This is a genomic window from Microcoleus sp. CAWBG640 (assembly GCF_020883015.1).
In the GTDB taxonomy this organism is placed as follows: domain Bacteria; phylum Cyanobacteriota; class Cyanobacteriia; order Cyanobacteriales; family Microcoleaceae; genus Microcoleus; species Microcoleus anatoxicus.
Genome location: NZ_JAHRFC010000015.1, coordinates 76,587 through 99,867 on the forward strand (window position 1 = coordinate 76,587; position 23,281 = coordinate 99,867).

Here is a 23,281-nt window from a genome sequence, read left to right on the forward strand (position 1 = left end):
TATTCTACTATTTTTTGAGCGAGGCAGAGCCTCTAGATATTCATTACCAGGCAGAGCCTGGTAACGAGAATCTTCTTCTCTTCCTTCGTGTTCTTTGCGCCTTCGCGGTTGATTAAATCTTAGGACTTATTAGCTATCCACTCCTGAATATCCTTAATTGTAAATACCGCCTCAAAATCCAAGCCAACAGAGCGATAAAATCTCATGCCACCTATTCCTCCGAATAAGTCAATGAAACGGATTTTTGGCATGGCGATTAAGCGGGCAGTCAAACCTCAGATATTCTACTATTTTTTGAGCGAGGCAGAGCCTCTAGATATTCATTACCAGGCAGAGCCTGGTAACGAGAATCTTCTTCTCTTCCTTCGCGTTTATTCTACTATTTTTTGATCGAGGCAGAGCCTCTAGATATTCATTACCAGGCAGAGCCTGGTAATGAATATCTTCTTCTCTTCCTTCGTGTTCTTTGCGCCTTCGCGGTTGATTAAATCTTAGGACTTAGCAGCCATCCACTCCTGAATATCCTTAATTGTAAACACCGCCTCAAAATCCAAGCCAACAGAGCGATAAAACTCCGCCCCACCTTGCTCTCTATCGATCAGAGACAAAATACGATCGACCTTATAACCCGCACCCCGTAGCCTCTCCACCGCCTGCATCGCTGACTTACCCGTCGTCACCACATCCTCCAAAACCACCACTTTCACACCCTCAGACAGCGTTGGCCCCTCAATATACGCCATTGTTCCATGTCCTTTGGCTTCCTTTCTGACAATCAAAGCTGGTATTGGTCGATCGCCCAAAGCCGAAACCACACTCACCGCAGTTACAATTGGATCGGCCCCCAAAGTCAAACCAGCCACAGCGTCCACATCCGCCGACAGCATCGACAACAGCAACCTCCCCGTAGCCAAAGCACCTTCAGGATGCAGTGTCACCGGTTTGCAGTTAATGTAATAGGAGCTTTTCTGTCCCGAAGACAACACAAAATCCCCCTCACGATAGGCAAAAGAACACAACAAATCCAAAAGTCGATCGCGCCACACCTTCAAATCTTCAACATTCATAACTGACACCGTGTACAAAACAAAAATAATCTGCCGATAATCAGTCTATATTGGAACCGTAATTAATTTAGAAGCTTCAATATCATGGGCCACAAGTTAAAAAGCTTAAGTAGTATATTGATGATGACAGTCGTTTCTGCCACCTTGGCATCCGTCAAACCAGCCCAAGCAGAACCAGCTAGATTTCACCCTATCTCCGACGATTTCAATCGGCAATTCTTTCAGAGTTCAGGAGACTTTTACTACAACGTCAGCCTCCAAGGTTACTTTGGCGACTATTTAGGCATCGGTTCCCCCAGCGGCGTAGTTGCCTTTCCCGAAAAAGAAATCGAGCGGGACGCCAGTCGCGTCCATGGCTTTTACCGACAAATGATGCAGCGCCAAGTTTCCAGCGATCCAATTCTCCGCGTTCCAGATGCAGTCAATCCCTTCGATTCATCTGTAATGGCACTGCCTCCAGCTTGCCAATTCGCACCCCAGCCCAGTGGCTGTTTCCCTACTGCTACCGGAGTGCAAGAACAGTTGCCCGCTTCCGAGCAACAGCCACAGACAGTGCCTGGCCCAGTTAGGGGTTTATATCAAATATCACCCAATGGCCGAAATTAAGGGCCTAGGATTTATAAGTAGTCATAGACTCAATCCGCAGAGCGAGTGGGTAGCGGGTTACTGACTAACCCTTTAATAATTAAACTTTGGGCGGATTCATCCCCCAAAGTTTGTCCTTAAGAATCCCCGCGTCTTCAGACCGGGGAGTGTCAAGTTCACTCAAACTAACTTGGCGTTCTGTCACTAAAAACTGACGCAATTGTTTACTATTAATCGATCGCCACGCACCTGACTCGCTTCACAAGATTGCGCGTACCACCTATACATAGAATATGCTGTATATCAAAAATACTCTCTCAATCTCTCAGTATAATTGCTCTGGCGATTAATTTTTTTGGTTAAGCGATCGACCTCGCAGTAGATTTTCCGCAATATTACTTAATAAATCTCCCCATCTTCATCAAAAATTTATTTAAACAGGTATTTTTCAGCAAAACTTTATAGAGATTCTCTGAAAATACTGTTAGAGTTGCTACAACATTCAAAAATAGTTTCGGATGCAAGTCGCGAAATCGGGGAATTGTTGTCTTTTTTTTTACCCCCAGTCAGGTGTATTATGCCAAATTTAAATAGTAAAGTTTCCCTAAGTGCGATCGCCTTTATCGACACAAGAGTACCAAATTATCAAAGTTTGATTGCCGGAGTAAAGCCGGGTACGGAAGTAGTCGTTTTGGATGGGCAGAAAGATGCGATCGACCAAATTACTCAAATCTTAGCTTGTCGTACCAATATTGACAGCATTCATATAGTTTCTCACGGTGCTCCCGGTAGTTTGCAAGTGGGTAATGGTAGCTTGAATGCAGATAATTTGTCAGCTTATTCGGAACAATTGCAGCAGTGGCGGAGTGCTTTTACAGACAGTGCGGATATTCTGATTTACGGTTGCAATGTGGCATCTGGGCCTCGCGTTTATCCGAGAGTCCGCCGGGGAATTAATTCCCCGTCTCATAGCGAAAGTCGGTTGAAACCGACTGGGAAAAATTCATTTATTCAGTCATCTTTAGATGACTTGTGCTATGAGACGGGGGTTTCAACCCCCGGCGGAACCGGGGAACAAGCGAGAAATTTAAATGTAGATTTAGATTTATATCTAGACGGTTTCACCTTCATCCAGCGCATTGCCCAACTCACAAATACCAACGTTGCCGCCTCCAAAAACCTCACGGGAAGCGGGACAAAAGGTGGGGACTGGGAACTGGAAACCAGAACCGGAGAAATCAAAACATCGTTAGTATTTCGGGAAGATGCGATCGCAACTTACAATCATGTTCTCTCCAGTTTCAGTGCTGCGACTAATTTTCCGATGGCACTAGATCCCTTCGTTCCCTCCGTAGACTACAACGGTGACGGCATCTTCGACTTAGTTATAGGTGGCGGAGTTTTCTTAGCCGACGGGAATGGCAGTTTTAAACAGCCCATCAGCTTTGCCGGAGTCCCGACGAAACTTGGTAACTTTAACTCCGACAACATATTAGACTTAGCAATAGCAAATCCAGTCTTCTCTGGCACTGTCTCAATTAGGCCGGGAAACGGTACTGGTGGCTTTGGTACGCCTACAAACTTCAACGTAGGGAACACTCCCATATCTATCGCCAGTGGTAACTTTAATCCCGATACCTTCCCCGATTTAGCAGTGGTAAACGCTAATCCTCAAGGTACTGGCAGTGTTTCAATTTTATTGGGAAATGGCACTGGTGGTTTTAGCGCTGCTACTAATTTTAATGTCGGAGGAATTCCGGCTTCGGTTGCTGTTGGCAACTTTAACACTGATAACTTTCCCGACTTAGCAGTGGGGAACAGTCTTTCTAATAATATCTCTATCCTTTTCGGAAATGGCACTGGCGGTTTTGGTGCCGCCACTAACTTTGGTACGGGACAAGCTCCCAATTCCATTATTGTGGCCGACTTTAATGTAGATGGCAACCCAGACCTAGCAACAGCCAACAACGGTTCTAACAACGTATCTATTTTGTTAGGAAATGGTACAGGCGGTTTTACTAATGCCACTAACTTTAATGCTGGATTAGGTGCTAATTCTGTCGCAGCATTTGATTTAAACGGTGACAATAAACTAGATTTAGCGGTATCAAACTCTAATTCTACAAACCTATCAATTTTACTGGGAAATGGCACAGGAGGTTTTGGTCAGCCCATCGACTTTGCATTAACAGGGACAAACCCTGGTAGGGTAACAGTAAACGATTTTAACAACGATGCTCTACCCGATTTGGCAGTATCGAACAACAGTTATAACACTGTTTCCATTCTGCTAAATACACCAAATACAGTCAATTTCGGTGCTGCAACTTACAGCGCTACAGAAGGAAGCAGCGACACAGTAATTAATATTCCCGTCACCATCAGCGGCGGCACTCCCTTGGGTGATGTAGTTGTACCAATTGTTATCAATCCCAGTAGCACAGCCACCCAAAATTCAGACTACACCTTTTCACCTACAACTGTTACATTCCCCGCAGGTGCAACAGGTGCGGCACTCACCAAAAATGTTGCAGTTACTATCAAACCCGACAATCTCCCTGAAAACGCCGAAACCGCAATTCTCAACTTTGGCACAATTACCGGAGGCGTTGCAGGTACAACCAAACAAACCACACTAACTATTGCCGCCAACGATCAACCTTCAACCCTGAGTCCTTACAAAATTGACCTCAAAACAGGCGCAATTACTGGTCAGCCCAACCCGTTTATTTCTTTAGTAAATACCCCGGCCGACTCCAACGCAGATAGTTGGTTAGAAGCGGTCGCCAAAATCAATTTTGACGGCAACATCAAGAAAGCGAAATTTATCATTGAATACGACAAAACTCCATCAGGATGGACGGTAAATCTCGGCGACTCCCAATCAAACGACGGCTATGGAGGGGATGCAAGCAATCAAAGTCGCGATGCCGAGATGCAGATCGTGAACGGCAGTATGGCAGTTTTCGGCAATGACTACAATACACCCCCTGGCGGAGAACTTCCCCCAGGAAATGTGCCTAACTTTGTGAGTAATGGTTCCCGCATCGAGTTAGAAGTCAGCAACGAACAATTTGCGTGGGATAACAAAAGCGGACTAAAAAATAGCTTGAATTCGCCGTATCTTTACGCCCTCAACGGTCAAGCTGATGCTACTGGGCCTGTCAATTCGGAGATTTACGCCGGGTTTAACAGGGTGATTTCTGGGCCTTTTGATCGCATCGGATCGGGTGCTAGTAAAGTCACAATTCTGCTCAATCCGATCGACTACGCGATTAGTGCTGGTACTGCAACGGTTACTGAAGGCAATTCCGGCAAAACAGGAGTCACATTTACTGTTACTCGCAGCGGTTCCACTGAGTTTGCAAGCAAAATAGATTATGCGATCGCGGGTACTGCTACAAACGTTAGCGATTACAACAATATTGGCGGCACATCCGGTGCAACTGGCGCGACTGGTACGATTAATTTTGCAGCGGGCGAGACATCGAAAACCATTACTCTGGATGTGTTGGGCGATGTGGCGGTCGAACCCAATGAAACCGTTAATGTTACGCTGTCAAATCCCTCTGCATTAGATTCTACCCCCACAATTACTACGGCTGTGGCGACAACAACCGTAACTAATGATGACACTGCTGGCATCACTGTCAATCCCAAAACATTATCAACTACCGAAGCAGGCGGCAAGGCAGATTTCACAGTCAAACTTAACACTCAACCAACTGCTGACGTTACCATCGGTTTGAGTAGTGACAATGTAGCTGAAGGAACTATTGGGACTAATAGCTTAACTTTCACTCCGGCTAACTGGAACCTAGAGAAAACAGTAACGGTGACTGGGGTGGACGATTTTGTAGCTGATGGGAATGCAGTTTACAAAATTGTGACGGCGGCTGCTGCTAGTGCTGATGCTAATTACAATAGCCTGAATCCTGATGATGTTACTGTCACCAACACTGACAATGACTCTCCGGGAATTATTAGTATTACCCAGAGTACGACGGGGTTAACTACCAGTGAAATTGGCGGCAAAGCTAATTTCACAGTCAAACTAAATTCTCAACCAACTGCTAACGTTACCATCGGTTTGAGTAGTTCTAATGTGGCGGAAGGAACTGTTGCGCCGACAAGCTTAACTTTCACTCCGACTAACTGGAAGCAAGAGCAAACAGTAACCGTGACTGGTGTGGACGATTTTGTAGCTGATGGCAATATAGTTTACAAAATTGTGACAGCGGCTGCTGTCACCACCGACGCTAATTACAAGAATCTAAATCCCTTGGTTCTCACTGTCACTAATACTGACAATGATACTCCGGGAATTACGATTAACCCAACAGCATTGACTACCAGTGAAGTAGGTGGTAAAGCTAATTTCACAGTCAAACTCAAGTCTCAACCAACTGCTAACGTTACCATCGGTTTGAGTAGTGACAATCTAGCTGAAGGAACTGTTGGGACTAATAGCTTAACTTTCACTCCAGCTAACTGGAATCAACTACAAACCATCACGGTGACTGGTGTTGACGATTTGCTGACTGATGGCAATGTAGTTTACAAAATTGTGACGGCGGCTGCTGTCAGCACTGATGCTAATTACAATAATCTGAATCCCTTGGATGTCACCGTCACCAATAGCGACAATGAAACTCCGGGAATTACTGTCAATCCGACGGCGGGGTTGACTACTGGTGAAGATGGTACTAAGGCAAATTTTGCTGTGGTTTTGAATACTAAACCAACGGCTAATGTGACTATTGGTTTGAATAGTTCTAATGTGGCGGAAGGAACTGTTTCGACTAATAGTTTGACTTTCACTCCGGCTAACTGGGATACAGCGCAACCAGTGACAGTAACTGGGGTTAATGATAGTATCGCTGACGGGGATATTGACTACAAAGTTATTACGGGGGCTGCTGTTAGTACAGACCCGAATTACAATAACAAAGATGTAGCGGATGTTGGTATTACAAATCAGGACAATGATAGGGCTGGTGTTTCTGTTAGTGTTACCGAAACAACGGCTACAGAAGGTGGGGCGAATGGCAGTTATGCGATCGAGTTAACGTCGCAGCCGATCGCCCCTGTAACTATCAATCTCACAACAGATAATCAGCTTCAGGCGATCGCCCCTATCACTTTCACTCCGAATAATTGGAATGTATCTCAAACTGTTACGGTGAAAGCTTTTGATAATGCGGTCGTGGATGGGCCGCACAGTGGCACTATTACTCACGGTGTAAGTAGCACTGATACTAAGTATAATGCGGTGGTGGTTCCTGCGGTGACAGTGGCGATCGCAGATAACGACGTAGCGCCGACTCCAACACCAACACCCACACCGACACCGACACCGACTCCGACGACATCTGTCACGCCGACTCCGACACCGACGACATCAGTTACTCCGACACCGACGACATCAGTTACTCCGACTCCGACAACATCAGTTACTCCGACTCCGACACCGACAACATCAGTCACGCCGACTCCAACACCGACGACATCAGTCACTCCGACGCCGACAACATCAGTCACTCCGACACCAACACCGACAACATCAGTCACTCCGACACCGACACCGACAACATCAGTCACTCCGACTCCGACACCGACGACATCCGTCACTCCGACTCCGACACCGACGACATCCGTCACTCCGACTCCGACACCGACGACATCCGTCACTCCGACTCCGACGCCGACAACATCAGTTACTCCGACTCCGACACCGATACCAAGGCCAAACATATTCAGGATGCCCGGAATACTGAGCTCTAATGAGCAGATTCTTGGTGGTCCTGGCGATCCCACGGTATCTTTTTCCCAAGCTACTTACAAAGTCAATGAAAGTCGCACAGGAGTCGTTCAGGCAAAAATTACTCTTAATCGTAGTGGAGATCCAAACCAGCTAAACAAAATTTCCAAGGTGTACATCGAACCTCTTACTGGTTCAGCGACTTTGGTAACAGATTGGAACTGGAACTCTTCCCTCAATTCCTCTCGTGAAATCACCTTTAACCGAGGCCAAGAACAACAAACTTTCACAATTGACATCTTATCGGATCGTCAAGCTGAGAGAACAGAAAAAATCGAGTTTCGGATCACCGAGCGCGATCAAGCCAATATTGGCACTCAAGGCTCTGCCACCTTGCAAATTTTTGATGCTGACTCACTGTTCACCGACACGAACGTTCCGATATCTCGTTTGGATTCAGCTATCTGGGGAGACTACAACAATGACGGCAAACTAGATATCCTCGGAAACAGGTACATCTACGACAACACCGGAACCTACGACAACAACGGCCAAAAGTTGAGCGAATATGGCTTTAGCGAATTGTATCGAAGAGATGGTTATGGTCCAGTCTGGGCAGATTACAACAATGACGGGTGGCTGGATACATCTGCGATCGCTAACAATGGCAACAACATTTTTAATTACGAAATCTACCGCAGCAGTGATGACCGCTACGGTGGTGCGAAATTTACCTTAGACGCAGTTTTGGCTAACAACCTGTCCTCTGGAATTGTTCGATCGAGTTGGGCAGATTACAACAATGACGGGCGTCCCGATTTGTTGCTCACTACACAAGGTTCATACCCAGACTACCCGATCGCCACCACACTCTACCGCAACACAAAACCTGTTATGTATCAAGACCGCTTTAAAGACAGCAAAGCACGTCTCGATACTGGCGAACCGCTATTTGGTACTAGCGAAATAGCTGGTGCTACCAGTCCTGGGGTTTGGGCAGATTACGACAATGATGGCAAACTCGATGTTCTGATCAAGGTAAGGGAGTCACAACAGACTCAATCAGGGCAGCAAAGGCAAAAAGCCAAACTCTACCGCAACTTGGGCGATGGCGTTTTTAAAGACACTGCCGTATCATTACCTGGTTTAGGTTCAGGATTCCCTCTCTCTGACGCTTCTGTTTCTGATATGGCTTGGGGAGACTACGACAACGACGGCAAACTTGATATTTTGCTGGCAGGCTCTGTTGCTGAACAGCGTTTCATCAAAGTCTACCGCAACAAAACCAGTACCAATGGGTCAGCCAGCTTTGAAGACATAGGTGCACAGATACCTGGTTTGAGTAGCGCTAAAGCTGCTTGGGGAGACTACGACAATAATGGCAAATTGGATATCTTGGTCACGGGTTGGGAGCAGGACAACCCCCAAAGTCCAGGAACAAGCGTTACCAAAATCTATCAAAACACTGACAATGGCTTTACCGACAGTGGCATACAAATCGATAGTGGCGCAGAGCCTAGTCGGGGTAATATATTCGATTCTCAGGTTGCTTGGGGAGACTACGATAAGGATGGCAAATTGGATATCCTGCTCACGGGTTATTCAAAATCCAGCACAGGCTTTGATCTGGACCAAAACGACTACTTTACCAAAGTCTTCCGCAACAACACTGCGATCGCCAACACTCCTCCGACAGCACCCACAGAACTATCATCTTCAGTTTCTGGCGGAGAAGTTACCTTCAACTGGAACCGGGGGAAAGACGATAAAACTCCAGATCTCGGTTTAAGCTACAACCTGCGAGTTGGCACGACGCCAGGGGGCAAGGATATTCTTTCCCCGATGTCTCTAGATACTCCCGAAAACAGCGGAACTCGACAAATTGTTGGGTTGGGTAATGTCAGTCAAAACACCCGCTGGCAACTCAAAGACTTGCCCCGAGGGACATATTACTGGGGCGTGCAAGCAATTGATACTGCTTGGGCCGGTTCGGTCTTTGCCCCAGGAGACTCTTTGATCGTCCCCAATAACCCGCCAGAAAAGAATATTGACTTAGGGAAGAGGTACTTTGAGTTTAACCAAGCCATCAAAGATGTATACACTGACCTCGACGGCGACCCAATTTTCTACCAGTTAACTCTACCTGATGGCAGTTCTTTATATAATAGTGACCCAAAAACTAATTGGCTCGGACTTCAATCCTACTCGGACAACACCATCACATTCACTGGAACTCCCCCAAGCGGTTCGCAACCCTTCGAGGCGAAGTTAATAGCTACGGACGGTTTCGGTGGCATTAGCTCACAAAAAATCTTAGTAACAACTTATCCCGGAAGTGATCGCTGGTTTATTAACACTAACATCGACCTAAGCGTTCCCCAGACATTGAGAGGGACACTAAACAGCAGTGACCTCGACAACCCCGCTCGTATAGGCAGCTACCGAGACGACTACAACCTTGTTGGAGTAAGGCCGGGGGAGAAGGTGAAAATCAACCTCGACGCGCCTTTTGACACCTACCTGCAACTGGTTAATGCAGATACTAACGAGGTAATCAAATTTAACGATGACTTTGGCGGAAGTTTGAACTCCCAACTCAGCTTCAAAGTGGAGCCAACCATCAATTACCTTGTGCGATCCACGAGTTACAGTAGCGGTGCTACAGGCGAATATAACTTGAGTACCACGGAGATTACTAAGAACAGCCCGCCAGAAGAGCAGATTCATTTAGGTGGGAAGTACACAGAGTTTAACCAAGCCATCAAAGATGTATACACCGACCTGGATGGCGACTTGATTTCTTACAAGTTAACTCTACCTGATGGCAGTCCTTTAGCAAATAGTAGTCCAAACACTAATTGGCTCGGACTTGAATCCGACTCCTTCCAAAACACCATCACATTCACCGGAACTCCCCCAAGCGGTTCGGAACCCTTCGACGTGAAGTTAATAGCTACAGACTCTCAAAATGCCAGTAGCGAACAGACTTTCAAGGTAACAACAAAAGATGGCCGCTGGGTTATTGACGGCTACATCTCCGGGGCTACTGTCTTCCTAGATGCTAACAAAAACGGCATCCTCGACACCAACGAACCATCCACAATTACTAACAGCAACGGTAGCTTTAATCTCAACATCCCCTTCGAGATATTCGACACCAACAAAAACGGAGAAATTGACCCATCAGAAGGCAATTTAGTAGCCATCGGAGGCACTGACACCGCCACCGGATTACCGCTAGAAACACCAGTCACAGCACCACCAGATTCTAGTGTTGTCACCCTCCTCACCAGCTTAGTCGCCGACTTAATCGACAAAGGAATTGCACCAGAAGCCGCCCAATCTTTAGTAAAATCCGCCCTTTCCCTCCCCGCTGAAGTTGACCTGACTAGCTTAGATCCAATCTTAGCTACCAACAACAACCAGCCAGGGGGAGTCCAAGTTTTAGCAGCAATGGTGAAAGTCCAAAACTTCATCACCCAAACAACCGCTTTGATTGACGGTGCTTCCAGTGCAGCCAATACCAATATTGTCAAAGCTGTTGTCAGTTCAATTACGAACCAAATTCAATCAGGTACAATCTTAAACCTCAGCAACGCAGCAGCTTTAGAACCAATCATTCAGCAAGCAGCCGCGAAAATCCAGCAGATTGACCCCAGTTTCAACAGTCAAAAAATCACCCCAATTACCTCCCAAGCAGCGACAGTAATGGCAACCGCAAATCAACGCATTGATTCCGCTGTTTCCAACCCAGCAGGAACATCAATTCCTCAAGCAGTAGCCCGCGTCCAACAAGTAGCTTTGGGTCCAACAACTCAAGACTTCAAAGCGATTGGTGGGGGAACTAAGACAATTTCCCAGGTGGTTGCTGACAATACTGGTGCTGCTTTAGATAGCCGACTTCAAGCAGTGATATTGCCTGTGGGAATTGCGACTCCTATTATCACTGGCGATGCGGATTTGGGCAGCAATTCCCAGAATGCCATTAACGGTACAAATGGCGATGATACTCTGACTGGTGACAGCGCCAATAATGTGTTGATGGGCATGAAGGGCAATGATTCCCTAGACGGTGGCGCTGGGAATGACAGTCTTTTCGGCGGTAAAGGTAGCGATACTTTGCTCGGAAATAGTGGTGATGATGCCTTGTTTGGCAATCGCGGTGCTGACATTTTGAATGGTGGCGATGGCAATGATATTCTGCTAGGCGGTAAGGGTGATGATTTGTTGACTGGCGGCTTGGGAAGTGATACTTTGACAGGTGGTGCTGGCAATGATAAATTCTTGCTATCTACCAATTCAGGTATTGACACCATTGATGATTTTGAAGTTGGTAAAGACTTGTTAGTATTGGGTAGCGGGCTGAGTTTTTCGCAATTGGCTATTGTCCAAAATAGCGGTGCAACTTTCATCCGCATTGCGCAAACGGGCGAAACTTTAGCGGCTCTTAGTGGAGTTTCTGCTAGCAGTATCAGTGCAGTTAATTTCGGGTTAATTTGAGATTGAATTTAGCCATAAATTAGTTACTACTAATACAAACCTGCGCTAAATTTGCAGCTAATATTGTATAGCAATCGCTCAGACAATGAAGGCGATTTGCTATACAATATTAAAGTGTACGCCTGCTGGAAGCTGTCTTAAACCATAGGTAATATCTCATGATTTCTTTCTCTAAGTTAGGAAACTACGGAAGACTGGGCAATCAATTATTTCAATACGCATTCCTGAGAACAACAGCACGACGTCTGGGAACTCAATTTTTTTGCCCTAAGTGGGATGGTGATGATATCTTCAACCTGAAGGACGAAGGTGAGCGTGCTAGCGCACCCGCCGGGATTGTTCATTATTTCGACCCTCATCCTGAAGCGGGCTTTACACCGGCAGCGCTTTCAATAGGAGACCACACTGAAATGCAAGGTTTCTTTCAATCTGAAAAATATTACTCAGACAAGCAACTTGTACGTGAGTGGTACACTTTCAAGAACGAGATTGTCACTGAGGTAAAAAAGCTCTATGGCGACATTTTGCAAAAGGATTGTGTTAGCTTTTCGCTCCGCCTCGATACCGACTACGGCAATACCAGAGAATATTTCCCGCTTTACCCGCTTTCTTTTTACAAGAATTCCTTAAGTGCGATCGAACCCAAAGGTTCGATTCTTGTGTTTTCCGATCGTCCAGATTTAGCCAGAGAATTTTTGCGTGACATTAAAGAGCATGAATTGATCTTTGTAGATAACCTGAATGCTCCTCAGCAGCTTTATTTAATGACCCTATGTCGAGCTAATGTGATTACTAATTCCACTTTTTCCTGGTGGGGTGCTTGGTTGAACCCGCACCCACAGAAAATAGTAGTAGTTCCGACAGCGTGGTGCCGCCCAGGGGTGCCCAACCCGGTTGAAGGTATTCTCTGCGATGATTGGGTCAAGCTACCAGGCACTAATCCTATCTTAGATAACTTTCAAGTCTGGAGAGTCAGACACCCCATCGCGACTGTCAAAAGGCTGTTGACTCGTTTCCAAAAATAAATACTAATGTCTATCCCAGGATGGAATCGATCGAACTTTTCACAAGTTCGATCGCACTTTTCCTCCTCAACAAACCGCCACCAGCCCAAACTCTTTAATCGCAGCCTCCGGGCCTACCAAAGAAACATAGGGTTCTACGAAAAATTTCCTAGCAGCATCCCGCGCTTCTGAAGCTGTCACCTGGGCAATTTCTGCTTGGAATTCTTCGTCAAATTTGATTCCCAATCCCAAGGTTTCGTACCAGCCTACCACTTGAGCAATTTGGGAATTAGTCTGTTTTCCTAAAGCATATTGACCGAGGATTTTGTTCTTACAAGCTTGCAATTCCTCGTCATCAAGTTGGGTATTTGCTAGTCGATCGACTTCTGTACGCAATCCATCAAAAGCAGTCTGTGTATTTTCCGGGGCCGTACCCATATACACCACAAACTGTGCCGCATCTAACCGCGTCGCATACATCGAGGAAACATCGTAAGCCAAACCTCGCTTTTCCCTCAATTCCACAAACAACCGACTCGACAAACCATTTCCCAAATAACTATTGAGCAATTTCAGCGCTGCGTAGCCACTATCTTTTACTGCTGGTGCAAGGTAGCCCAACATCACCACTGATTGCTGGGTTTCTTGGGGCTTCAACGCCGATTTCGGGTGGGGGATGATGGGGGGTAAGGTTAAAGTGGGTAGCGGTGTTGCTGGCGCTTTCCAGTCGCCAAAAATGCGATCGACTAGGGCGATCGCATCTGCTGTGGATATTCTGCCGGCGATCGAAATGACTACATTATCCGGGCGGAAATAGGTTTTGTGAAACTTTTGGAGATCGGTTCGAGTCAGGTTGGACATGGTATCTTCCGTGCCCAAGGTAGAGAAAGCATAGGGATGATCCTGATACATCGTCTGCCGCAGTTGCTCAAACGCGATGGAAAATGGTTGTTCTTTTTGCGATCGAATTGCTGATATAGCAATGCGACGTTCTAGTTCCACTTCTGCTTCCGGGAAAGTGGGCGATCGCATCAATTCACTCGCCAACTCCAAAATATCCGTAAAGTCGGCTGAAACGGTCTTCAAACTCACCAAAAAATAGTCGGAAGTTGCATCCGTACCCAACCTCGCTCCCACCGATTCTACACGTTCGGCAATTTCTAGGGAAGACAGGCGATCGGTTCCTTTAGTCATTACCGCCGACAGCAAGTGACACAATCCAGCTTGTTCCGGCTGTACCCAGCGACTACCCGCCCGTAGGAATATCCTAGCTGCAATAATATCTGCGGCTGGGTTTTCTGCTGCCAAGACAACGATACCGTTGTCTAAAACTGTGCGGTGGATTTCATTTTTCATTTTTAATTTAGTGGGAATTGGGAAACTGACTAATGACTAATGACTACTGACTACTGACTAATGACTAAATTGGTTTTAGCACCACGGCCGCATAGTGTTTGGGAGAAAGATATTGTCGAGCTAAACGCTGGATGTCTAATGGCTCGAATCCTTGAATTTTGGTTGGATAGCTCATCGCTAATTCAGCTTTGGCGATCGTATTGTAATACCCATAAAGACCAGCCAGTTGGGCTGGGGTTTCGATGGAGAAAGCAAAATCGTTGCACAGCAAACGCTTACAGCGAAGCAATTCTACCTCAGAAACCAGCTCAGACTGCAATTGCCAAAGTCGATCGCAAATCACACTTTCCACCCTTTCGACATCTTCCGCCGCCAACACAGCACTTATCGTAAATAAACTCGATTCCCGTTGTAAGGAAAAAGAGCTCTCGATCGCCTGTACCAATTGTAGTTCTTCCCGCAGTTCCCTGACTAAACGAGACGATCGCCCGTCAGCGAGCAACACCGACAGCAAATCCAAGCCACAAGCACTTTCCAATTGTGCTACTCCCGGCCCAGTCCAAGCCATCATCAGCCGTGCTTGTTCCAATCTAGGAAGGTGGAGCTCCTGACGGCGCATCTCTACCAGTGGCGGTTCAGCTTCTGCTACCAACTTGGGACACTCCCACCTGTCGGAAAACTCCCCGAAAGCTTTGCTAGTCAAATCCATCGCCTGTGCTTCCTCAACTCCCCCAACTATCACCACAGTCATATTTTCTGGTTGATAGTGCGATCGATGGAAACAGCGCATTTCGTGGGGTGTTAGCGACATCAGCAACTCTTCTGTGCCCAATACCGATCGCCTGTAGGGATGGCACTGATAAACTGTTTCCATCATTGCTTGGAAACCCAACCAATCGGGATCATCTTGAGCTTGGCGGATTTCTTCTAGCACCACATCTCGCTCGCGATCGAATTCTGAATCTGGAATCGAAGCCCGCAGCAGCAATTCTGCTAGTGGCTGAGTAGTTTCTGCTAAATAACTTGCCGCCGCCGTGACATAAAAATGGGCGTAGTCGTGACTTGTCGCTGCATTAGTCACACCGCCACGATTTTCGATTATTTGGTCAAATTCGACCGGGGCGATCGAGTCAGTCCCCTTAAATATCATATGTTCTAAAAAGTGAGCCATTCCCGACCACGAATCCGGCTCCAGCGTTGCACCCGCCTTTACCCACACGTCTAGTGCGACCACAGGTGTAGCCTTCAGGTGCTGGTGAATGACCGTTAACCCGTTATTCAGCTTCCAGACGTTTGCTGGAAAATCTAAAGCAGTCAGGATTTGAGACAAGCTAATTATTCTTAAACTTTAGTTAATATTAGCGCTTTACAGATGGGCGATCGGGGTGCATTGATACAAAACTCAGTTGACTGTTGTCAGTTGACTGTTGTCAGTTGACTGCGCCGCCCTGAGCGTAGTCGAAGGGTTGACTGTTGTCTGTCAGGAAGTAATTTTTGCTTTTTTTAAACTACCTTGAGCCTTAATTTACTACCATTTTTTAGTTTAAAAGTCAATAGGTTGTGCGAGATATTAATGAATCAGTCGGGAGAAAGAGGGAATTATCAGCATATTTCAATACCTTTAAAAATAAGAACACGACAGAATTTCAGAGGAGAACAGACCAATGGTAGCTACCCTTGAAGACACCAAACGCCAAGCGATCGGCATGAAATTAGCAGACATGAAAGCACTGCAAAAGTTGCTCATCGCTAACGAAGAAATGTTTATCAAATCCTGCAACGATGCCGAACTGTGCGATCGCTTCCGGGATATGCTTGAGGACGATCGCAAAAACATGGGCGTATTAGAAACCACGATCGTTCAATATGGAATTCAATCTGAACCACAAGAAACCACCACAGAAATGATTGAAGCAGTTCAGAAACTCATGAAAGGTTCTGAACTAACCATGTTTGAAAAAGTAAGTCAGCACGAACTCCTCAAACACAAACAAACAATGGCCGGACTCTTAGTTCACAAAGCCGCCCAAGTAGTTGGTGCCGATATCGAAGCTGCCATTACCCCCCTCAACACAGTCAACTTTGAAAACCGCGCTCACCAAGAACAACTCAAAGGAATGCTAGAAGTTTTGGGCGTGCGCGAACTAACTGGAAAAGACCCGGACCAAGGCGTTTGGGCTAGAGTCCAAGATGGAATGGCTGCTATGAGTGGCATCATCGGTAGTGCTGTCACCCGCACCAAAGATGAAATGAACATCATCGAAATCATCACAATGGATCACCGCAAAGTCGATACCATATTTATGGAAATCGAAAAAACCGAAGATCCCCAAAAACTGCAAGAATTCTTTGGTCAGTTGTACAAAGATTTAAGCGTGCACGCCGAAGCCGAAGAACAAATTGTTTACCCAGCAGTTCGCAGCTATTACAGCGACACTCAAGAACTATATAATGAGCAAGCCGAAATGAAGCAAATGCTCTCACAAATTAAGGCTCTCAATCCCCATGCTACTTCTGAATTCAAAGCTCAAATTGCCCAGCTAAAAGCAGGGGTCAAGGCTCACGTAAAACAAGAAGAAAGCGATATGTTCTCTAAAATTCGCGACCACTTTAGTGAAGCCGAAATGGAGCAAATGGCTACTCAATTTAAAGCAGCTAAAAGCACATTGCAGCAAGAAATGGCTGGCTAATTGAGCATTCAGACATAATAGAGGACACGGCAATGCCGTGTCCCTACAGTATCATTTTCGGTAGGGACACGGCAATGCCGTGTCCTAATTTCTAACAATTCCGATGCCAACGAAACAGTATTATTTTCGGTAGGGACACGGCACTGCCCATTGGTGTCAACTTAACGTCAAATGTAGTCAGAGACTTCTGTTTGACTCTTAGATTTCGATCCCCCCTAGCCCCCCTTAAGAAGGGGGGGACAAGAGTCCGATCAAAGTCCCCCTTCTTAAGGGGGATTTAGGGGGATCTAGACTTTGCCTAAAAGCGATATTTATCAGGGATTTCAGGCTTAAGTTGACACTAATGGGCACTGCCGTCTCCTAATTTCTAACAATTCCGATGCCAACGAATTTGATATCATTCATCCAAAATATCAAAAAACCCGCCCTCCAAGTTGTGGTTTATCTGTAGTAGGGGCGGGTTCCACAAACAATCCTTGTCACTCATTCAAAATCTCCAAAAACCCGCCCTCCGAGAAAGAAAGAGGGCGGGTTTATATGAATTGTGAGTTTTTATCAAATATTTTCTGTAAAACCCGCCCCTACCACCATCATTCAAAATCTCAAAAAACCCGCCCTCAACAACCATAGGTTAGGAGAGGGCGGGTTTATCTAAAAATTACCTAATTGCTAATAGTTGAATCTCCAACTAGAGACTCAACTTAACATTAGAAACCAGTCGGAGAATTAGCAGGAACACCTAATAGTTCATCCTTCTTCTTAGCTTCAGGCAATACTACAGTCATTGCACTCGCTGTGCGGCTCAAGCTCATATCATCAGGAACAAAGCTAATACCTGGATCTTCGCCTACGACGATCGAGCTGGTATTAATGCTGCTGGCCATAACCGTAGCATCAAGTCCACCTTCAGTCAGAGGATCGACTCCAGAAACACTCCTTGCTGTACGAACTGGCGAAGGCACTGTGTTCGGACCAGGCACATTAAAGTTAACCGGGTTAGGACCTGTTGGGATGGGGAACGGGTTGGGAACAGAAGCCACGTTGAAGACTTCCAAAACCGAGTAATTAGCCGGAGACAAATCGGTAAAGCGAGCAATACCTTGGGCATCAGTTCTGACTAGCGGTTCGCTGGCGGCATCATAACGACCGTTCCGGTTCAAATCCAAAGTAAATGGAACACCTTCTAGAGGAACTTCGTTCGCATCCCGTACACCGTTACGGTTATCGTCCCGGAATTTAGGAACTAACAAATCATAGCGACGAGAGTTACCCACCAAAGCACAGGTAAAGGTTTGATTGGCACCGAGAACAACATCCACAGGTTGAGTTGTTTGGAAATAACCAGGAGGAGTTACTTCTCGAATCTTGTAATTACCAGGGGCTAAATTGTTGAATGCAAAGGTACCAAACTGATTGGTCGTAGTAGTCCGTTCTGTTGACTGTAACTGACCGTCGCCATTGGTATCGAGAAAAATGGTGACACCAGCAATTGCGGGTTCATTTCCGTCTCGATAGCCGTTGAGGTTAAAGTCCTCGAATTTGCAACCAGTGATGTTGCTGTTCGGCGTGTTTGCAAAAGTAACGTTAGCATCCTGAGTGCTCAGAGTCACCGGAACGCTAATAGCTGTAGAAGCCGAGAAATTTGCAGGTACTACTTCCCGCACTGTGTAATTGCCGGGAGCCAAGTTGGTAAATCCTGCTCTCCCTTGGGCATTAGTCTGTAGTTGTGCTTCTCCGGCGTTGGCAACCCCATCATTGTTGGTGTCGAGGAACACAGTAACACCACTGATAGGTGCTTCACCCTGAGTTGGTTCGTAGCGACCGTTGGCATTCAGGTCATTGTATTTGAAGATATTGATGTTGGGTCGAGTGTTGCCCACAGGACTATTGGTGTCATTCCCAGCATTAACCCCCACAGGAGAAAACGTCAGTGACGGTGAAGGGTTACGCGCTGGTAAAGTGTTTGTTGGCGCTGCAAAAATCGGCCGCTCACCAGTTGTTGCAATGGATCTTTCCCCGACCTGTTGGGTGCCGTCACGGTTAGTATCTACGAACTTAGGATCGTTTGGCTTCAGTGTATAGGTTGAGTCTGCTACAATCAGCGGTTGCTCTTTGCTGATAGTACCCTGAAATCGTGCTTGTGGGCCAGGTGCCGAAACCACAACGGGGTTAGGAGTAGTTGCTACTGGAGCATTCAGGTTGCCAGGAGCACTACCATCTGGCAATGTGGCTGGAAAAATTTCCAATACTGGGTAATTGTTGGCTCGCAAATCCTTGAAGGTAGCGACTCCGTTGACATCGGTGAGTGCAATGGGTTCAGTGGTTGAATCCCAGCGACCGTTGTTGTTTAAATCTAAAATGAAAGGTACGCGAGCAATGGGGGGTTCCAAAACTCCATTAACCACATTTCGGGAACCGTTGCGGTCTATGTCTCGAAACTTGTTAATTTCAATTTGATAAAGCGGGGTGTCACCAACTTGAGCGCAGGCAAAAGTTTGGCCAGCAGCTACTGTTACATCTAGTAGCGGAATGTTATTAGGCGGGGTGCTTTGGAGAAAATCCCTTGTTTCTAAGGGTTCTGCGTTGGTCGCATTCACTTCTACTCCATTGGCATTGGCAGGAACTGCTGGTCTGATCCGTTCTTCCCTAACTTTGTAGGTTCCCGGTGTGACGTTGAAGGACCATGCACCGTTTTTGTCGGTGAGGGTGTTAAGTTCCCCTGCATCGAATTGCCCGTTGGGGACGCTACCGTTGCTGCCATCGAGATATATTCTGACATTTTTAATGCCCGGTTCATCACCATCTCGAAAGCCGTCGGCATCTAAGTCTAGATATTTGCATCCAACGATCCGGCTACCTGTAACTGTGGTGTTACCAAAGAAAACGTTGACATTGCTGTTTCCAACGTTAACAGCGAGGGGGTTGGGAGTAGTAGGGCGGGAACCAGCAGGTACTGTTTCGGTAATTACGTAATTCCCAGGAACAAGATTTATGAATGAGAACCCACCGTTAGCGTCTGTCAGGACGGAGATATCTCCGTTAGCTGCGTTTAGTTGGCCGTTACTGCCGATGGCTGGTTCGAGGAGGATGGGGATGTTTGCTAGACCTGGTTCATTGGACTGCCGGATACCGTCGGCGTTCAAGTCATTGAACTTGATCCCTAAAATTGCCGGACCAGCATTCCCAACCACAACTGGCTGTAATTGAAGGGCACTGCGTAGCTCATTATCTAATTCTAATTCCATGATTTCTCCTTCACACCTAAATCCACGTAAATTACAGACTATTGTATGGGTTTGTCAATGACCAACAGCTTTTGCTGATAGCTGACAACCGCTATTCGATTTTACATAGGTCTGCGCTTGAGGCAATGTTCCGTTCTGTGAAACTTACTCCAACCTACTGATTGTAAGCTGAAATTCACTTCCTGCTTCACTCTGGGGAGTCGGCTCCTACCAGTCCACAGGCTTAACATCAGGCAGAACTTGCCTTACTTTTTCCAACGAGGCTTTTCACACAACAAGGCTTTAAGCTTTGTCGCTGGCAATTATATCAGGTTTTGAAGAACCGTGGTAATTTGAGCGCAATTTTTTAAGAATTGCGTGCCCAGTTCCTCTTCCCCTAGACCACTAATTTTTCTATCTTTAAAATGGCTAAGACTCTCTCAGAATCTTGCTCCCAATCTACAACCAAGCTTCGGGGTTCCCGGAACTCTGGCTTGAGTGTTAGAGGTTGCCAACAATAGAGTATCACGCGATCGGGATTTAATGTGTTCCTGACTTTTTACTAGACATCTCCTAAAAAGCCTGGATCGAACAGGCAGGATGCCTGTTCCACAATAATTATGGGAGATGTCTACTGCGGTTTGCGACTGCTAACTCGTGCAGCGGTTTCCCCCTCAAATTGCGGTATTTTTCATTGACACTCCCCACGCATAGAATGCGGGGGATTCTTCTCTCACAGGCTCGACTCTAGACCGATATTACTATCGATCCCCGATAGAACGCCTCCAGAAGCAGTTTTACTCACGGGCTGCCCGACCGCAAGGATACCTCTGTCTCTAATTACTTGTGCTGCTGCTGTATCGCGATGAGTGGTGTACCCGCACGACTGACAACTATGGATACCGATCGCCCCCATTGTCAGAGATGAGTCACCGATCGCCCAATTAATTTTGTCATTGGTATTGACAATTTGGTTGATTTGTGAATAGGGTTCCCGACTGACATTCTGTGGGTCAAAGCTAGCAAGAGCGCCTAAACTGGCAATTGAGCGATCGATCGCCAAATAACTGCTTTGATAATTACCATCTTCCTGACTCAAAAGCCAACTTTCTGCCAACCTTTCGCCGCTTGCAGACACATCGCCTGCATAGCCGTCAGTCCCCGTGAGCGAGTCACCTGGGAAAGACATTGCTAACCTTTCCACAGCATCTCCCGTCAACAAATCAATGCTGCTAGCCCTGACATCCGTAGAAACTGTCACCACAGCCAAGGGAGTAGTTTGAATAAAACCAGGTGGCGTTACTTCCCTGAGAACATAAGTACCCACAGGAACATTGCGGAAACTGTAGCCACCTTGGGAGTCAGTAAAGGTACTTGCTTCCCCTGGCTCTAAACTGTTGTTGTTATTCAGGTCGATGTAAATTTGGGTATTGGGAATCGGCGGTTCCCCCGGATCGATACGACCGTTAGCATTAAAATCATTGAATTTGAAACCGCTAATCGTGCCGGTAGCAAACACATTCCCAAAACTGAGGTTAGTGGCGTTAGTACCATTAGTGACAAATATCGGAGTAGGATTGGGCGTAGTTTGCCGAAAACCGGGCTGCGGAACTTCCTTGACTAAATAACGGCCTGGGGGCAAATTGATGAAAGAAAAATTGCCCTGGGGATTAGTGATAGTGGAAGGCTCATTGGGCTCTAGCCTGTTATTGTCGTTGAGGTCGATGTAAATCGGCCAGTTGGCAACTTTGGGCTCCGTTGGTTCGTAGATACCGTTGGCGTTGAGGTCGTTGAATTTGAACCCACTGATGCTACCGGTGGGAAAATTGTTCCCGAAATTGATGCCGGCTGCGTTAGTACCGCCCGTAATCTCGATCGCGCCAGGATTAGGCGTAGTCTGTACCCATCCCGGTTGTTGGACTTCCCTCACCAAATAGTTGCCGGGGTCAACATTTATAAAATTATAGCTGCCATCGGGTTTTGTGAAAGTATTCGGTTCGCCAGCGTCCAGCCTGCCGTTTCTGTTGAGGTCAATATAAATTTGCCAGTTGGCTAAGGGCGGGTCCGTCGCATCTCGGATGGCGTTGAAATTTAGGTCATTGTATTTGATGCCACTGATGTTGCCGACAAAAAAAACATTCCCAAAATTGACATTGTTAATTGTGGCGTTAGAAGTCACAGTAATCGGGCCTGGGTTGGGCGTGGTTTGCCGAAAACCGGGCTGCTGGACTTCTCGGACTAAATATGTATCTGCGGGAATATTGACAAAGGCGTAATTACCTTGCAGGTTGGTCAGTGTCACAGGTTCGCCACCGTCGAGCCTGTTGTTGCGGTTGAGGTCGAGGTAAATTTGCCAGTTAGCTAGGGGCTGTTCTCCTGGGTCGATGTTGCCATTTCTGTTAATGTCGTTGAATTTTGTACCCGCGATCGTCCCTGCGTTGAAGTTGTTACCAAAATTGATGCTGGTGACATTTGTCCCGCTGGTGATGCCGATCGGTGGTGGGTTAGGTGTAGTTTGGCGAAAATTAGGTTGCTGAACTTCTCTAACTTGGTAGACACCCGCTGGTAAGTTGGCAAAGATGTAGTTGCCTTGGCTGTTGGTGAAGGTGGAAGGTTCGTTAACATCCAACCTCTGGTTATTGTTCAGGTCAAGGTAGATTTGCCAGTTAGGCAGTGGGAATTCGCCAGGATCGGGACGGCCGTTGGCATTAAGGTCGTTGTATTTGTTGCCACTGATGGTGCCGACTTGGAAGTTGCCGATATTGACGTTGGTGATGTCTATTTGGCTGGCGTTTCTGGTGATATTGGTCGATTCGGACATGGTGTTGCTGGACCCAATGAACGCGGTTCAATGTCTGTTGTAGGGAAATCTAACAGTTTTGGGTGAAGCTGTCACGCATTGCTCCCCTAGTCCAGGAAGCAAGCGGGGCCAAAAACCCGGTTTCTGGGTGCATATCAGTCGCACAAATGCACGATTTTTCATAGAAACCGGGTTTTTTACATAAATTTTTTGCATAAATTTCATACCCGATGCCCAATGCCCAATTCCCTATTTTTCCAGATTTGATGTACGATCGCTACCAGTTTTGCAAAG

The 23,281-nt window shown here is 46.6% G+C and carries 10 protein-coding genes; 4 read left to right on the forward strand and 6 right to left on the reverse strand.

Going from position 1 to position 23,281, the window contains the following annotated elements; translation table 11 throughout:
* Nucleotides 1-119: 119 nt before the first annotated feature.
* Together AAFP11_RS10525 and pyrE are read right to left on the reverse strand one after the other, a co-directional pair.
* A complete protein-coding gene (locus AAFP11_RS10525; RefSeq protein ID WP_341737013.1) occupies nt 120-272 on the reverse strand; it encodes a hypothetical protein in 153 nt (50 codons plus the stop codon).
* A gap of 219 nt (nt 273-491) precedes the next feature.
* Nucleotides 492-1,067, reverse strand: coding sequence for an orotate phosphoribosyltransferase (gene pyrE / locus AAFP11_RS10530; protein WP_341737014.1), 576 nt, complete (start codon nt 1,065-1,067; stop codon nt 492-494).
* Between the two features lie 120 nt (nt 1,068-1,187).
* Here pyrE and AAFP11_RS10535 point away from each other — a divergent pair, with 120 nt between their 5' ends.
* The 3 genes from AAFP11_RS10535 (at nt 1,188) to AAFP11_RS10545 (ending at nt 12,938) form a co-directional block, all read left to right on the forward strand.
* Nucleotides 1,188-1,673 carry a hypothetical protein gene (locus tag AAFP11_RS10535; RefSeq protein ID WP_341737015.1) on the forward strand — a complete coding sequence of 162 codons (486 nt, stop codon included), beginning with the start codon at nt 1,188-1,190 and terminating at the stop codon, nt 1,671-1,673.
* A gap of 556 nt (nt 1,674-2,229) precedes the next feature.
* Nucleotides 2,230-11,913 carry a DUF4347 domain-containing protein gene (locus AAFP11_RS10540; RefSeq protein ID WP_341737016.1) on the forward strand — a complete coding sequence of 3,228 codons (9,684 nt, stop codon included), beginning with the start codon at nt 2,230-2,232 and terminating at the stop codon, nt 11,911-11,913.
* A 158-nt stretch (nt 11,914-12,071) separates the two neighbouring features.
* On the forward strand, nt 12,072-12,938 hold the full coding sequence (locus AAFP11_RS10545) for an alpha-1,2-fucosyltransferase (protein ID WP_341737017.1): 867 nt from the start codon (nt 12,072-12,074) through the stop codon (nt 12,936-12,938).
* Between the two features lie 66 nt (nt 12,939-13,004).
* Here AAFP11_RS10545 and AAFP11_RS10550 read toward each other — a convergent pair whose 3' ends face one another.
* Together AAFP11_RS10550 and AAFP11_RS10555 are read right to left on the reverse strand one after the other, a co-directional pair.
* Complete coding sequence (locus AAFP11_RS10550) at nt 13,005-14,273, reverse strand: pitrilysin family protein (RefSeq protein WP_341737018.1); 1,269 nt, start codon at nt 14,271-14,273, stop codon at nt 13,005-13,007.
* A gap of 64 nt (nt 14,274-14,337) precedes the next feature.
* Nucleotides 14,338-15,603, reverse strand: coding sequence for a pitrilysin family protein (locus tag AAFP11_RS10555; protein WP_341737019.1), 1,266 nt, complete (start codon nt 15,601-15,603; stop codon nt 14,338-14,340).
* Nucleotides 15,604-15,937: 334 nt separating this feature from the next.
* Between AAFP11_RS10555 and AAFP11_RS10560 the strand changes: the two genes are divergently transcribed.
* On the forward strand, nt 15,938-16,963 hold the full coding sequence (locus AAFP11_RS10560) for a hemerythrin domain-containing protein (protein ID WP_341737020.1): 1,026 nt from the start codon (nt 15,938-15,940) through the stop codon (nt 16,961-16,963).
* Between the two features lie 707 nt (nt 16,964-17,670).
* Here AAFP11_RS10560 and AAFP11_RS10565 read toward each other — a convergent pair.
* Nucleotides 17,671-20,208, reverse strand: a complete 2,538-nt coding sequence (locus AAFP11_RS10565) for an SdrD B-like domain-containing protein (RefSeq protein ID WP_341737021.1) — start codon at nt 20,206-20,208, stop codon at nt 17,671-17,673.
* A gap of 712 nt (nt 20,209-20,920) precedes the next feature.
* Entirely contained in the window at nt 20,921-23,008 is a 2,088-nt protein-coding gene (locus tag AAFP11_RS10570) for an SdrD B-like domain-containing protein (protein ID WP_341737022.1), read from the reverse strand.
* Between the last annotated feature and the right edge of the window lie 273 nt (nt 23,009-23,281).

What these genes read in the sequence shown, in the direction of transcription:
- pyrE (WP_341737014.1), bottom strand. Translation starts at nt 1,067, where the DNA reads ATGAATGTTGAAGATTTGAAGGTGTGGCGCGATCGACTTTTGGATTTG.
- AAFP11_RS10535 (WP_341737015.1), top strand. Translation starts at nt 1,188, where the DNA reads ATGATGACAGTCGTTTCTGCCACCTTGGCATCCGTCAAACCAGCCCAA.
- AAFP11_RS10540 (WP_341737016.1), top strand. Translation starts at nt 2,230, where the DNA reads ATGCCAAATTTAAATAGTAAAGTTTCCCTAAGTGCGATCGCCTTTATC.
- AAFP11_RS10545 (WP_341737017.1), top strand. Translation starts at nt 12,072, where the DNA reads ATGATTTCTTTCTCTAAGTTAGGAAACTACGGAAGACTGGGCAATCAA.
- AAFP11_RS10550 (WP_341737018.1), bottom strand. Translation starts at nt 14,273, where the DNA reads ATGAAAAATGAAATCCACCGCACAGTTTTAGACAACGGTATCGTTGTC.
- AAFP11_RS10560 (WP_341737020.1), top strand. Translation starts at nt 15,938, where the DNA reads ATGGTAGCTACCCTTGAAGACACCAAACGCCAAGCGATCGGCATGAAA.
- AAFP11_RS10565 (WP_341737021.1), bottom strand. Translation starts at nt 20,208, where the DNA reads ATGGAATTAGAATTAGATAATGAGCTACGCAGTGCCCTTCAATTACAG.
- AAFP11_RS10570 (WP_341737022.1), bottom strand. Translation starts at nt 23,008, where the DNA reads ATGTCCGAATCGACCAATATCACCAGAAACGCCAGCCAAATAGACATC.